Raw genomic sequence first — 15,741 nt, 5'->3', positions numbered from 1 at the left:
CACCCATCCTCCCGGTCTGGCTCAACGAGCCAGACCCCGGAAGGGGGTCAATTCTCAAAGTCGGAGACTGGTCCACTTTTAGAAGACCACCGACAAGCGGTTCACGTAACGGAACTTTTCGTTACGGCCATTACGCTTGCGTGTGAAGCGGCCAGATGGTTGTTTCACCCGGCGGCGCCGGAGGGTAGATCGCCCCATGGGGCACTCCTTTTGGGTTGCCGTGAGCGTGCGGGACTTCGAACGAGGTTTGAAGGACGTTGTGCGAGGTCCCGCACGCACCTGTGGGTGAACGTACCGATACACAGTGCGATAAGCGAATCACCCATATGCCGCACTGCTGACCAAAACTTCGGTTGCCCCAGGACAACGGATTTTCGTTTGCCGAAACGACAGAAATCTCCTTGGGTTCCGTCGCTCCGCGTGTCGGCCATGGCCTTTTTCACTACGCGACCATTTCCTTCCTTTTCTGTTGAAAGAAACGATCCAAGCAATGCTGCTCAACGTGCGTGAGACGCAGAAAACCAGTCGGGATCCGACCTGGTTCGGTCAGGTGTGCGGCCTAGCACGACCGGAAGTTCAGGGCGCAGAAGCAGCAGCTTCCGGCACTAGAACAAGGCGGAACCCGTTCCGAACAACGGCACCTGCGCCACGCCGACGTCTGAGCGGATGCGGTGGAAGCGTGCGGGGTGCCGCCATCGGCCGCCGGCGTTCCGCGCGACGTCTATACCGACTTCCACCAACCAGCGCGGGCTCGACCAGCGTGACGGACGGCCTCTCCCGGCTGCCTCACCCGGCGGAGAGCGTCCACCCCGTCCACGGATGTCCACCCCGCGCCGTGGTGAGCAGGCCGGTGACCGCAGTACTGGCCGCTCGGGCGAGGGGTGGTGCTGCGGCCGGTGTACTGAAGCCGCCCCCCGTTGTCGTACCGACCGAGCAGCAGCGTGCTGGGCGCGCCAGTGCGGTGGGAGAAGCTGCGCATCACCAGCACCTCACCGTTACAGCTGTGTGGGGCCGGGTGTACGACATCGTCGCGAACCAGGCAGGTGACGATGCCCGAGCGGCTGCTCGCGCGTGCGGCCACCGGCTTCGAGAAGGATGAGCAGGAGCAGGAGCAGGAGCCGGAGGTCGGAGGGAGGGGGCGATCGACCTGATGGCGCTGCGGGCGTTGAGGGAGGCCCGCACGGACGTGGAAGCCCATGAGCTCACTGCCGGGTGACTGCGCCACCTTGGGCCGCTTTCACCGCGCCGGTGCCACCAGCGATGTCGAGCGGACGGTACCGACGCGGTGTACCCGGTGCGCCAGGGTTACCAGCAGGTGCACTGCCGCAGGAGAGGAAACCGCCCTTTGGGCCGAAGTCCGATGGCATGAGCCGTAGTTGCCAGGCTATGTCGTTATGGAGGATGAACGGGATGCTCTGGAGGCAGCCGGAGCCGCCGCCGGTCTTGGCCCCTGGGGACCGTCTTCCGGCACGGCAGCAGCAACGGCTCGATCATCGCCCACGACTTGTCGTCCACGATCCGCGTTCGGATTTCCGCACTCCGTGAACGGTCGGATCGTCACGTCGGCTATGTCCCACCAGCACATGCTTCGAAAAGGCCCTGTTCGCAGTCCATAGGAAGATGTGGGACAAGTGCCGCTGGTAAGTCGTTTTTGTGGCTGTCTGGGTCGTGTTGTGCTGGTCGATTTGGCTGTGGAGTTCTGGTCGTCCGGGGCTGGGTGCGTGTCTCTGCGAATGCCCTCTTTTGGAACCTCGGGAGTGGTGGCTTGTTTTGTCTGTGCAGGTCAGGGCATTTCGCGAGTCGTCTGTGTGATCTGGGACACAGCTGATTGACTGCTGCGGGTAACCGCACGTTTACTGCCCGGGTCCTTTACAAAGTTCATATGCGGGGGGATTCGGTGAAGCGTGAGCGGCCCGGCGAGAGGCCGGCGCGGAGGGTGCGAAGAGGACGCGTCTGCCTTCTGGGCGGTGTGGCGTCCGCGCTCGTGCTGTCAGTTCTGCCGGGGCTGCCGGCTGCCGCTGGCGTGCCGATGGCGGCGGTGGGAGCGGTGGACAGTGGGACGGTTGATGAGGCCACCGCGTCCAGCCGGGCCCAGGCGTCCGGGGAGGCGGTGGAGGTGACGGCGGATCGCACCGAGTACTCCACGACGACGGCGAATCCGGACGGCTCGTTTACGCTGACGCAGGCCACCACGCCGCAGCGGGTGAAGGAGAAGGACGGCAGTTGGGGCGCGGTCGATCCGTTGCTTGAGCGCCGTGCGGACGGTCGGGTGGCTCCCAAGGGGGCCGTGGTGGACTTGTCGTTCTCCGGCGGTGGTACGGGGTCGGACATGATCCGTATGGGCAAGGACGGGCGGTCGATCACCCTGGGCTGGTCGGGTGCTCTGCCGGAGCCGACTCTGGACGGGGCAACGGCAACCTATGCCAACGTCTTCGACGGCGTGGACTTGCAGCTGACGGCTACGGCAGAGAGCTATCGGGAAGTTCTTGTCGTCAAGACGCCTCAGGCAGCGCTGAACCCAGCTTTGGAGCAGGTCAGGCTTGCCGCATCCGGTGACGGGCTGTCTGTCGTGCCGGGTTCCGGAGGGGGCCTGCGGGCCATCGACGAGGACGGCAACGCCGTCTTCCGGGGTCCTGCGGGGCAGATGTGGGACTCCGCCGGTGATGAGGAGTCCGGGCCGCAGACGCAGTTGATGCGCAGCGATGCCACCGTGTCGGTGTCCGGGAACGGCCCGGCGCAGGACGATCCCTCGCAGCCGGGGGAGGGTGATGCGACGGCGGTGCTGCCGGTGAAGGTGGATGACGGCGCGGTCGCTGTTCACCCCGACCTTGACCTGCTGCGCGGCAAGGACACGGTCTACCCGGTATATATCGACCCTTCGGTCGGTCTCGGTGTCTCGGAGCGCACGAAGATCTCCTCGGACGGTGACAAGTTCTGGATGTTCGACGGCGACAAGGGTGTCGGCAAGTGCGGTAACGCCGACGGCTACTACTGCGGCGGTGGTTACGTCGACCGCATGTACTTCGAGTTCGCTCCGACCAAGCTGGCCGGCAAGTACGTTCTGGACGCCACCTTCCGCGCCCGCGAGACGTGGTCGTTCAACTGCGACCCTCACTGGGTCGACCTGGTGCGCACCGACAACATCTCCGAGGGCACCCGCTGGCCCGGTCCCAAGCAACTGGACCTAATGGGCGACCGCTACATCTCAGCGGGCCGCGGAAGTCTGTGCAGCCCGGACCAGCCGGACGCCTGGGTGGAGTTCAACGATAACCCCGACGAGTCGGACGAGAACCTCAAGAGCACGGTCCGCTCGTTCGCGGACGGCAAGATCAGCCGGCTCACCATGATGCTGCGCGCGAAGGACGAGAGCGACGCGCGGGCCTGGAAGCGCTTCGACGACAGCGCCGAGCTGCAGGTGGTGTTCGCCTACAAGCCGGGCGTGCCCGCCAGTGTCGGCATCATCCCGGGTGAGGGAAAGACCGGGTACTGCAACAAGTCCTCCACCAATTCGCTGGTGGTGACGCGCAAGGACCCGATGATGCAGGCCACCGTGGAGACACAGGTTGAGTCTCACGAGGGCGACGAGGAGGGCTCGCTCCAGGCCGAGTACGTTGTCGAGCGCGGTGACGATGCGTCCTGGCACCAGGTATGGACTGGGCACATGCCCGACACAGGCTGGGATCCCGACGGAACAGTTGAGAGGATGCGCACCAGCGAGCGCGCCGATCAGGGCCTGTACCGCTACAGGGCCCGCACCCAGTCCCACTGGTCCTACGACGGCACGAGCGGCGACCTGTGGTCCTCTTACAGTTCCTGGTGTTACTTCAAGATCGACTCGTCGGCGCCGAAGGCGCCGCGCATCACGCCCGGCTCCCCGTACACCGAGTGCAGCGCGACGGTGTGTGACGGCAAGGGCGGCCCCGGTATCGCCGGATCCTTCACCTTCCAGCCCAACACCGGGGACATCGACGCCTCCGGTCACACGACCATCACCGCCTACAAGTACAAGCTGCTGACCACAGCGGAGAAAACGATCTCGGGCACTCTTTCAGCCCAGGTGAAGGACGTGACGCCGCGGCTTGGCGGCACCCAGGTGCTGACGGTGTGGGCCAAGGACGTCTACGAGCGGTGGGGGACGCCCCAGGACTTCGTCTTCAAGGTGTCGCCCGCCCAGGGAGCAGTGGGGCGCTGGCATCTGGACGGCGTGCCCGGTTCGGGCACGATGACGGCCAAGGACACTGCGACCGAGGGCACGCGTCACGACGCCACCCTTGCGGGTGCGGCGGGAACCGGCTGGTCGACCCGCGCGCGCCGTGGTGAGGCGGACTACTCGCTGCGCCTGAACGACGACACCACCGATCCCGCTCAGCAGACCGGATACGCCTCGACCACCGGCCCGGCGGTCAACACCAAGGACTCCTTCACGGTGTCGGCCTGGGTGCAGTTGTCGAATGCCTCTGCCAACCGCGTGGTGCTGTCCGAGCCTGGCACTGCCGGAAGCTCCTTCGCGCTGTACTACTCAGCTTCCTACAAGAAGTGGGTGTTCAACCGGACGGACAAGGACCAGAAGACTCCGGTTGTCGTCCGTTCCCTCGCCGACCAGGACAATCCGCCGCTGAACGTGTGGACGCACGTGGTCGGGGTGTTCAAAACGGAAGGTGACGACAACCTCCCCGACACCGACCCCACCAACGACACCATCCAGTTGTTCATCAACGGCCAGCCCCAGGGCCAGCCGGTCCTGCTGTCCAAGACGGCATCCACCTATACCCCCTGGGCGGCCACCGGCGGCCTTCAGTTCGGACGCTCTCTGTCCGACGGCGCCTTCGGCCAATACCACTTCGGTCTCCTGGACGAGGTAGCGGTGTGGCAGCGCGCCCTGCAGCCTGCTGAGGTCGCCGACGAAGCCCAGCTGCGCCAGGACGGGGTGCCGGCCAACGAATTGGTCGCGCAGTGGGATGCCACCTCGGCCAAGGGCTCGGAGATCGCCGAGAACACGGCCTACCCGCTGCCGTCCATGAAGCTCTCTCCCAGTAGCGCTGCGGTGAACGAGGACGACAACGCCCTGTTCCTGGACGGCACCGGTCAGTACGCCGCTTCCACCGGGCCGGTGGTGGATGAGACGGGTTCCTTCACCGTCTCGGCCAGTGTCCGCCTGGACTCCGAAGCACTCAAGGCCAAGCCTGTCGGCTACAAGGCTCAGGTGGCAGCGCAGCGGATGGGCGCCGAATCTTCGTGGGCCTTGTGGGTGGTCAAGCCTGCCGACGACATGTACCAGTGGAAGTTCACCCGCACCGCGGTCGACTCCACCGGCAAGGTGAGCCAGAGCGCGGAAGTCCCCGCCGGCGACGTAGCTCTCACCGACTCGTGGGTACAGATCACCGGTGTGTTCGACGCGCAGGAATCCTGGGAGTGGTCCGACCCGGCTGACAGCACCAACGCCGAGACCCGCTACGGCAAGCTGCACCTGTACGTCGGGGAATTCGACCAGGCCGCCGACACGGCCACCTTCACCACACCGCAGCAAGGCAGCGGCGAACTCAGCCTGGGACGCGGCACCACGGGTGGCAGCACGGGCAACTACCTGCTCGGAGGGCTGCAGGACCTGAGGATCTGGACCGGAGCGATGACCACCGACCAGATCCGCTCCCAGGTGCTGGACAGCCCAGACAGCATCTAGGCACCCACCGCCGGCAAGGCGGCCCGCTTGACGGCGGGCCGCCCGCCGGCCTCACCACGCCGTCCTGGCATCCCTTGCCCCCGCGTCTTTCATCCTCGACGACACGCGCCCGGCCTTACACGATCGGGCGCCGCGTAGGAAGAACCCATCATGAATCCCTTTGGCATACCCGGGCCTTTTGCAGGCCGCGGGCCCGGCAAGCGCTGGGCCCGGCGTATCGCCGCGACCACCGGCCTGGCACTCCTGCCCGGGCTGCTCACGCCCGTCGCCTTCGCCGCCGGCACCGACCCACTGGGCCGGCCCACCCTTAAGGCCCCGCACGCCACCGCGGTCAGCCCCTTCACCGCCAAGGTGAACAAGAAGGCCGCGGCCACAGTGAAGAAGGCCGCCGAGGCCGACCGCATCGCGGCGGCGCGGGCCCGCCACGACCAGCAGCAGAAGGTCACCTGGCCCGGCGCCGGCAAAGCCTCGATGACTGTCCCTGGCAAGGGAAGCCGTAGGGCTGCGCCCGGTTCGCTGCCCGTCACCGTCACCCCGCCCGGCAAAGGCAGGGCGGCCAAGTCCGTCACCGTAGAAGTGCTGGACCACACGGCGGCCGCACGCCTCGGCGTCAAGGGCGTCGTCCTGAAGGTCACCGCGCCCGGCTCCGGCGGCACGGCCCGGCTCGGCATCGACTACTCGGCCTTCGCTTCCGCCTACGGCGGTGACTGGGCAGGCCGCCTCCAGCTCACCCGCCTGCCTGACTGCTCCGTCAAGCACCCGGCCGACGCCAAGTGCCGCACGCGCACCGAACTGCCGTCCGTCAACGACCGTGAAAGCGACCGCATCTCGGCGCCTGTGAGCCTGCCCTCGGGCGGGCAGGCGATGATGCTGGCTCTCGCGGCGGGCACGAAGTCAGGCGCCGGCGACTACAAGGCGACCCCGCTGTCGGCCGCCTCGACATGGGAGGCCGGCGGCTCCTCCGGCTCCTTCACCTGGTCCTACCCCCTGCGGGTGCCGCCGGCCGCCGCGGGACCCCAGCCCGATCTGTCGATCTCATACGACTCCGGTGCCGTCGACGGTCAGACGGCCAACTCCAACAACCAGGGCAGCCAGGTCGGCACTGGCTTTGACCTGACCTCCTCCTACATCGAGCGCAAGTACGGCTCCTGCGACGACGACGGCCAGGACGGCAAGTACGACCTGTGCTGGAAGTACGACAACGCCTCACTCGTCCTGAACGGCAAAGCCAGCGAACTCGTCAAGGACGACACCACGGGCGCATGGCGGCTGAAGGACGACGACGCCTCCACCGTCACCCACTCCACCGGCGCCGACAACGGCGACGAAGGAACCACCGGCGTCGACGGACAGGGCGAATACTGGACGGTCGTCACCGGCGACGGCACGAAGTACGTCTTCGGCCTGAACAAACTCGACGGCGCCGCCGACAGCGACCGGACCAACTCGGTGTGGACCGTGCCCGTCTTCGGCGACGACCCCGTAGAACCCGGCTTCACCAGCGGTGACACCTTCGCCGACCGCTCCAAGAACCAGGCCTGGCGGTGGAACCTCGACTACGTCGAAGACACCCACAACAACGCCATGTCCTACTGGTACACCGCCGAGCACAACAACTACGACAAGCTCGGCGACGACAACACCGGCACCGACTACGTCCGCGGCGGCTACCTCAAGGAGATCCGCTACGGCCAGCGCGCCGACGCCCTGTTCTCCGCCACCCCCGCAGCCTCCGACAAGGTCGTCCTCACCTACGACGAACGCTGCCTGGCCTCCGGCACCGGCTGCGACTCACTCACCGAAGACACCCGGGACAACTGGCCCGACGTGCCCTTCGACGCCATCTGCAAGGACGGCGACAAGTGCACCGGCAACGTCGGCCCCACGTTCTTCACCCGCAAGCGGCTGACCGCCATCACCACCTACGCCTGGAACGCGGCGGCTTCCACCCCCGGCTTCGACGCCGGCATGGTCGACACCTGGTCGCTGAAGCAGCTGTATCTCGACCCCGGCGACACGGGGGACTCCACCGACCAGTCCCTGTGGCTCGACGAGATCAAGCACACCGGCAAGCACGGCACGGACCTCTCCCTGGACCCCGTCAGGTTCGGCCACGTGATGCTGCCCAACCGCGTTGACGGCGCGGCCGACGACATCCTGCCGCTGAACAAGCCCCGCCTCAAAACCGTCACCTCCGAGACCGGCGCCCAGACGATCGCCACCTACCTCGAGGCAGACTGCACCGCAGCCGGCACCAAGCCGCAGGTCGACACAAACACCAAGCGCTGCTACCCGGTGTACTGGTCACCCAACGGCGAGAAGGACCCGATCCTCGACTGGTTCCAGAAATACCCGGTCAGCTCGGTGTCCAGCACGGACCCCCAGGGCGGCTCCGAAGCCGTGCAGCACAGCTACCAGTACACCGGCGGCGGCGCCTGGCACTACGACGACAACCCGCTGACACCCGCCAAGGAGCGCACCTGGTCCATCTGGCGCGGCTACCAGCAGGTCACCCACCTCACCGGCGTCTCCAACGCAACACAGAGCAAAACGGTCACCGTCTACATGCGCGGCATGAACGGCGACCGCCTGCTCGGCCCGGACGGCAAAACCCCCGACCCCGACAAGCGCAGAACCGCCGAGGTCACCGGCATCAAGTCAGCCGCGATCACCGACTCGGAACCATACGCCGGCTACACCCGCGAGTCCGTCACCTACGACGGCGCCACCGAAGTCTCCGGCACCATCAGCGACCCGTGGTCGAAGCGGACCGCCACCCAGCACAAGTCCTACGCGGACACCGAGGCGTACTACGTGCGCACCGCCGCCACCCACACCCGCACCAACATCACCAGCAAACTCACCCCGTACGACCGCGTCCACACGGTGAAAACCACCTACGACGACTACGGCATGGCCGAGACAGTCGAAGACGAGGGCGATGACTCGGTCACCGGCGACGAGAAGTGCACCCGCACCTGGTACGCCCGCAACAGCGCCAAGGGCATCACCTCCCTGCCCTCCCGCACCCGGACCGTCGCCGCCACCTGCGCCACCACGGACGCATCCCTCGACCTGCCGGCCGACGCCAAGCGAGCCGGGGACGTCATCTCCGACACCGCGACCGTCTACGACAACCCCACCGCCACCACGTGGTCGGCCTCGCAGACACCGACCAAGGGCGAGGCCACCTGGACCGGCCGCGCCCAGGGCTACGGCAGCGACGACACTCCGACCTGGCAGAAAGTCGCCAAGACGACGTACGACACCCTCGGACGCCCCCTGACCGTCGAGAACACCGACGGACTGCAGATCGCCTCCACCATCTACACACCGCAAAGCGCAGGCCCCCTGACATCGACGGATGTCCTCGACGCCAAAAAGTACAAGACCACCACCACCGTCGACTTCGCGACCGGCGCACAACTCAAGGTCACCGACCCCAACCTCAAGGTCACCGAAAGCGAATACGACAGCCTCGGCCGCGTCACCAAGGTATGGCTGCCCAACCGCCTGCGCGCACTGAGCAAAACCCCGAACTACACCTACGACTACAAGGTCACCAGCTCGGCCATGTCGTGGGTCGCCACCGGAACACTGAAGAACGACGGCTCCGGATACAACACCAGCTACGAGTTCTACGACTCCCTGCTGCGCTCCCGCCAGGTCCAGACACCGTCCCCGCAGGGCGGACGGCTCATCTCCCTGACCCTCTACGACGCACGAGGCCTGGCCGTCACCCAGGAATCAGACATCTGGGACAGCACGTCGCTGCCCAGCTCCACGGCCGCGGAAATCTCCGGCGGCCAGGCGCCCATCCAGACCGACACCACCTTCGACGGTGCCGGGCGCGCCACGAAGGCGGTCACCAAGGTCCACGGCGTCACCCGCTGGACGACCGACACCACCTACACCGGTGACACCACCGCGAGCACCGCACCGGCCGGCGGCCAGGCAACCGCCGTGGTCACCAACGCCCTGGGCCAGACAACACAGCGCCGCGAGTACGCCGGCCCCACACCGACCGGCACGAACTACACCACCACCGACTACACCTACACCGACGCGGGCCAACCCGAGACGGTCACCGGCCCCGACAAGACCAAATGGTCCTACACCTACGACCTTCTCGGCCGGCAGGTCACAGCGGCCGACCCCGACAAGGGCAAAAACGCCACCGAGTACAACAACCTCGACCAGGTCATCAGCACCACCCCCAACGACGACCCCGCGAAGAAGCTGCTGTTCGAGTACGACACCCTCGGCCGCAAGACAGGCATGTGGCAGGTCGACAAGACCGACGCCAACAAGCTCGCCGCCTGGACCTTCGACACCCTCGCCAAGGGACAGCAGGACACCGCCGTCCGCTACGACGGCGGCGCGAGCACGACCGGTAAGGCCTACACCGACAAGGTCACCGCCTATGACGCCATGTACCACGTCACCGGCAGCCAGCTGATCCTGCCCGACACAGAACCCCTGGTCTCCGGCGGCTACATAGCAAAGACGCTCTCCTTCAGCACGAGCTACAACCTGGACGGCACGACCGCCCAGTACTCCGCCCCCGCGGCCGGCGGCCTGACGGCCGAAACAGTCTCCTACACCTCCAACGCCCTCGGCCAGCAACTCACCTCCAAGGGCACCACCGGCTACCTGCAAGGTGCCGCCTTCTCCCCCCAAGGCGACCTGCGCCAGCTCACACTCGGCACGGACGGCTCATCCTCAGCCAAGAAGGCCTACCTGAACTGGGACTACGAGGAGGGCACCCGCCGCCTCACCCGCTCCTACGTCACCGACGACGTACACGGCTACATGCCGCAGGAGCTGAAGTTCACCCAGGACGACGCCGGCAACGTCACCTCCATCTTCGACGCCACCACCCAGGGCGGCACGACCAAAGCTGACTACCAGTGCTTCACCTACGACGGCAACCGCCGCATAACAGAGGCCTGGACCCCGAAGACCGCAGACTGCGCAACCTCCGGCCGCACGGCGGCCAACCTCGACGGCGCCGCCCCCTACTGGACCTCATACACCTACACCGGCGCCGGCCAGCGCAACACGGAAATCCAGCACAGCACCACCGGCGACAAGACCACCACCTACACCTATGACGACACGACAGACACCAAGCCACACACGCTGGACAAGACAACCGGCGCCCGCACCGGCACCTACACCTACGACAAAAGCGGCAACACCATCACCCGCCCCGGCCCCACGGCCCAGCAGACGCTGGCCTGGAACACCGAAGGCAACCTGTCCAAGCTGACCGAGAGCACCAAGGAGACGAACTACCTCTACGACGCCAGTGGCGAGCTGCTGATACGCCGAGCCAAGGGAGACGGGGACACCATCCTCTACCTCGGCGCCGGCACAGAACTCCGCCTGACGACCAAGGGCACCACGAAGACCCTGACCGGAACCCGCTACTACACGGCAAACGGTCAGACGATCGCAGTCCGCACAGCAACATCCGGCGTCTCCGGCACCAAACTCAGCTTCCTGGCCGCCGACCACCACGGCACCTCCAGCATCACCCTCGACGCAACGACCTACGCCGTCACCAAGCGATACAGCACCCCCTTCGGCGCCCCACGAGGCACCAAGCCGACAACCTGGCCCGACGACAAGGCCTTCCTCGGCAAACCGGCCGACGACTCCACCGGCCTCACCCACATCGCAGCCCGCGAATACGACCCCGCCAACGGACAGTTCCTCAGCGTCGACCCGCTCCTCACCCTGGACCAGCACCAGTCACTCAACGGCTACACCTACGCCAACAACACACCGGTCACCTCCAGCGACCCGACAGGCCAGGCCGCATGCATGCAGGACGGCATGTGCGGCGGTACAAAATCGCTGGAAGAGTGGGAAAAGAAGCATGGCAAAGAATATGGAGATGGGCGCCTAGGTGGCGGTACAGGCGGTACGGCCCATACGAAAAGTGACGGTGACACGGACAGCAGCCCTTATTACCAATGCAATGGAACAGGGCTGACCGAGGTTTGTAAGCCAGTCGCTGGCCCTGACGACTCAACCACGGACGCGGGTAACTACCTCTCCAGCCTGGCGACTAACGGTGACTTCTGGGGCGGTCTCACCCAGACCCTATTCGGATCTGCTAGTGAAGCGTTCGGTGTCGTCCTCGGTGTATCCGGCATAGTTGAATGCGGAACTGCAGTGCTCTGTCCCGTCGGAGCTCCTTCCATCGCTACCGGAGGTGGAGGCGTCGTCTTCGGCAAGTGGATGATCGACTCGGGATCGGATAAACTTGGTCGAGCCTTCCGCGAGGCAGACGGGGCTGCGAGTGGGGGCGGCAGTGGTAAATGGTCACCGACCGAATACAACGGGCAGCGAATCTATCAGCGGGACGATCTGGTGAATCCGGACTATTATTCACCTGTAGACAAGTACGGACGAAGCAATCTCAAAAGAATGAAGCAAGGGCTGGCCCCGTATGGTCCGGATGACAAGCCACTGAACCTTCATCATATGCTTCAGACGCAGGACGGGCCGATCGCCGAAGTGACACAGTCAATGCACTTTGACAACTACAGGCAGCTGCATTGGAAGGCAGGCACCAGGATTCCCAGTGGAATCGATCGAGATGCCTTCAGAGCCTGGAAATCGCAGTACTGGAAGGACCGAGCGACAGGATTTGGTGGATGATGAACGCTGTCGAGGCGAGTGAGCGACTGATCGAGCTGGTTCGAGGGAACGATGACATCGCGAATCACGCCGATGGGTGTGACGCGGGGGTAATGGCCGCCGCCGAGAGTGATCTGGGTGCGGCTTTTCCTCCCTCGTACCGTCGTCTGATCGAAGAGTTCGGAACCTGGGATATCGCTGGTGAAGAATTCCTAGGCGTATATCAGACGCCCTCGATGGGGCAGAAGCTTTTGGGTTCCGTAATGGAGACTCTGGAAGCTCGCAGCCGGTACGGAATGCCATCTGACCTCATCGTTGTGATGTCTGATGGAATGGGTGGTCTAGTTGTCCTCGATTCCTCTCAGATGGATCGAAGAGGCGAGTATCCGGTCCTCGTTTGGAATCCGGGAGTTGTGGACCGCGAGAGCATGGAGAGGCTCGGGAATGATTTCGGCTCCTTCGCGTTCGACCTGTGCCGACGGGCCGTAAAATCCTGGCGAGAGTCTGACTGAACCAATCAAAAACAGAAAAAGAATCGAGAAGCCTCGCCAGGAAATTCTGGCGAGGCTTCTCGATTGTGATTGCTGGGGTGGGTGGGGGAGTTGGTGTCTGGGGTGGGCTATGGAAAAGGCGTTTCGCCCCGGTGTGGTTGTTCGGTTCGAGATTTAGCAGTCGATTCACTGAACCTTTTTGGCGATCTCTCGGTTGTGGGACAGTGAGGTGAGAGACAGTGGGGTCTGGGTGTGTTGTTGCTGGTCGTGGCGGTTCCGAGGCGTGGGGCCACTGTCCTGGGCGTGAGTGAACCGCGGGGTATTGCTGTCCTGGGGCGTTATTGCATGAGGGGTGACGCTGTCTCAGTTTCGTGAGTTCTGATCCGCTGGCCGAATGGGTGTTGGTGTGCTAGGGGGCGTGGATCAGGGAGAGCAGGGTCCGGCCCCGGAAGGGGCGGGTGGTGATTCGAGCGGGGCTTTGCCGGCTGTGTCGGTTCGGGCGTTGCGGGGGCCGGCGGTGCGCCGTCTGCTGGCCCTGCGGCGGGAGGGGAAGCTCACCACTGGGCAGGTGAGGTCGGCGGCAGACGTGCTGGGGGTGCGGGAGCGTGCGGTGTGGCGGTGGCTGGCGGCCGCCGAGCGGGACGAAGCTGCGGCCCGGGCACCGGGGGAGCGGGCCGCGTATCCCGGGCGGTTCACGGTTACTGATGAGGTCCGGGCGCTGCTGATGCTGTGGAATGGCAACGTCGCGGCGGTGCATCGCGAACTGACCGCTCGCGCGGCCAGGGGCGAGGACGAGTCCCCTCCGTCGATCCCGACGCTGCACCGGGCGATCCGTCGTGATTTGACGCTGGGGGAGCGGACCGGGCTCGCTGGCGGTGAACGCGAGGCACGTAAGCATGATGTGTTCCTGGCACGGCCGCGGGGCTGGCGTAACAAGGTGTGGGAGACCGACCACATGCAGGCGCCGGTGCTGGTCGATGTCGAGGGCAGGGCTCGCAGGCCGTGGATCACGTGGTTTACGGACTGCGCCACCAACGCGATCACCGGTGTCGCGGTGACCCCGGTGCATCCGTCGCGGGAGTCGGTGCTGGCCGCGCTGCGCTCCGCGGTCCTGCGCGAAGACCCTTACGGCCCGTTCGGTGGCCTGCCGGAGAAGGTGCGGGTGGACCGCGGCAAAGACTTCCTGTCCCGGACGGTGACCGCCGCGTTCGATCTTCTGGACGTCACGGTGGAGGACCTGCCCGCCTACACCCCGCACCTCAAGGGCACGGTCGAGGGCCTGAACCGGGCGGTGGAGCCGATGCTGCTGGCCGCGCTGCCCGGCTACGCCCGCCAGCCGCGCCCCGGCAAACGCCCTTCCCGCCCGAAGGACGAGGTACTGCTCAGCTTCGAGGACTTCACCGCCCGGTTGCTGGACTGGACACGGTGGTGGAACACCGAACATCAGCCCGCGCCCTTGCGGGGCAGGACTCCGCTCGAGGCGTGGCAGGACGATCCCACCCCGCTGCGGGACGTGCCGGCCGCGGATCTGTGGACGTTCACCCTGGAGGACGCCGGTGCCCGCATGCTGACCACCCGCGGCATCCGCTTCAGGAAACGCGACTACGTGGGTCCGTGGATGACCGGCCAGGCCGGTATTCAGGTCCGTATCGGTTTCATGCCCCACCACGACCACCGCATCGAGGTCTACCACGCCGCCACTGGCCGCTACCTCGGTCCCGCGGACCTGGCCGATCAGGCCACCGAGGAACAGGTCAGTGCCGTACGGAAAGCGCGGGCCGCCCGTGCGCGCCGCCTGAAGAAGGACCTGGAGGCCTCGCGGCGCGAGCGCTATGCCGCCGCTACCCAGGCCGAGCCCCCTCGGCGGCTCGGCGCGCTGACCGGTGCGCAGGCCGAGGCCGGACTCGCCCAGACTGCCGACTGCTGCCGGACGTCATCCCGCACGCCGCGCCCCCGGCCGACTGGCGCACCCCGCCCTCTCTGGCCGCGCTGACCACGCCGGCCCGCCCCGCCCCGCTCCCGCCAGGCCGTGACTCCGCCCCTGCAGTTCCCGACGGCCCGGCCGGACAGGCCGTACCCTCCGCCACCGACGAATACGGAGACGCCTCGTGACTGCGGCCACCTACCAGTACGTTGACCTGCCCGACGCCTCCGTGGTCACCACCCGCGCCCTGCTCACCGCCCGCGAGAACATCACCGACACCGTCGCTGCTCGCGCGATGATGTGCATCCACGGCGGCGCCGGCTTCGGCAAGACCCTCGCCGTCAACACCCGCCTGCGCGAACTCGAACCCGCCGGCGAGGACGTCCGCAAGATCACTTTCCGGGCCCGGCCCACCGCCCGCGCGGTGCGCTACGAGCTGTTCACCGCCCTCGACCTGGCCGGCGAGCCACCGCGCCACCCCAGCGAGTTCGACCGCCTGCTGAAGATGGCCCTGGCCGAACGCCCCCGCACCTTCCTCGTCGACGAGGCCCAGTGGCTCAACGGGGAAGCGTTCGAATACTTCCGCTACCTGTGGGACGAACCCTCAACCCAGCTCGCGATCATTTTCGTCGGCGGCGCGGGCTGCCACACCGTGCTGCGCCGCGAACCGATGCTCTCCTCCCGCATCTTCATCTGGCAGCACTTCACCCGCCTCAACCCCGATGAGGTCCTCGAGGCCATCCCTCTGTTCACCCAGTCTGGGCGGACGCCGACCCCGAGGGCATCGCCTTCGCCGACAGCCACGCCGCACACGGCAACTTCCGCGCCTGGGCCCAGCTGACCGCCCACACCCGCACCGCCCTGGCACGCACCGGTCGCGCCCGCGTCGACCAGGAGCTGCTGCGCTGGGTCTTCAGCCGCCTTGGCTGACCACCCCACCGCCATGCCGCTTGCCGTGCTACCGCCGTCCGTCACTGTGGTCATCGACCCAGGCG

General features: G+C 66.2%; 5 protein-coding genes. All 5 read left to right on the top strand.

All coding sequences use genetic code 11. The features are described from left to right. Positions 1–2,029: 2,029 nt before the first annotated feature. Positions 2,030–5,680 carry a laminin G domain-containing protein gene (locus ACZ6CZ_RS35225; protein WP_469029627.1) on the top strand — a complete coding sequence of 1,217 codons (3,651 nt, stop codon included), beginning with the start codon at positions 2,030–2,032 and terminating at the stop codon, positions 5,678–5,680. A gap of 150 nt (positions 5,681–5,830) precedes the next feature. Further along, the gene (locus ACZ6CZ_RS35220; RefSeq protein WP_469029624.1) at positions 5,831–12,352 is read left to right on the top strand and encodes an HNH/ENDO VII family nuclease; all 6,522 of its coding nucleotides are present in this window, start codon (positions 5,831–5,833) and stop codon (positions 12,350–12,352) included. Further along, a complete protein-coding gene (locus ACZ6CZ_RS35215) occupies positions 12,349–12,843 on the top strand; it encodes an SMI1/KNR4 family protein (RefSeq protein WP_469029621.1) in 495 nt (164 codons plus the stop codon). Before ACZ6CZ_RS35220 ends, ACZ6CZ_RS35215 begins: the two co-directional genes overlap by 4 nt. A gap of 496 nt (positions 12,844–13,339) precedes the next feature. After that, positions 13,340–14,815, top strand: coding sequence for a transposase (locus ACZ6CZ_RS35210; RefSeq protein WP_469029618.1), 1,476 nt, complete (start codon positions 13,340–13,342; stop codon positions 14,813–14,815). 115 nt (positions 14,816–14,930) lie between these two features. After that, positions 14,931–15,587, top strand: coding sequence for an AAA family ATPase (locus ACZ6CZ_RS35205; protein ID WP_469029615.1), 657 nt, complete (start codon positions 14,931–14,933; stop codon positions 15,585–15,587). Positions 15,588–15,741: the final 154 nt, after the last annotated feature.

The organism is Streptomyces sp. NPDC041135 (genome assembly GCF_055592085.1).
This window is presented reverse-complemented; position numbering and strand designations above follow the sequence as displayed.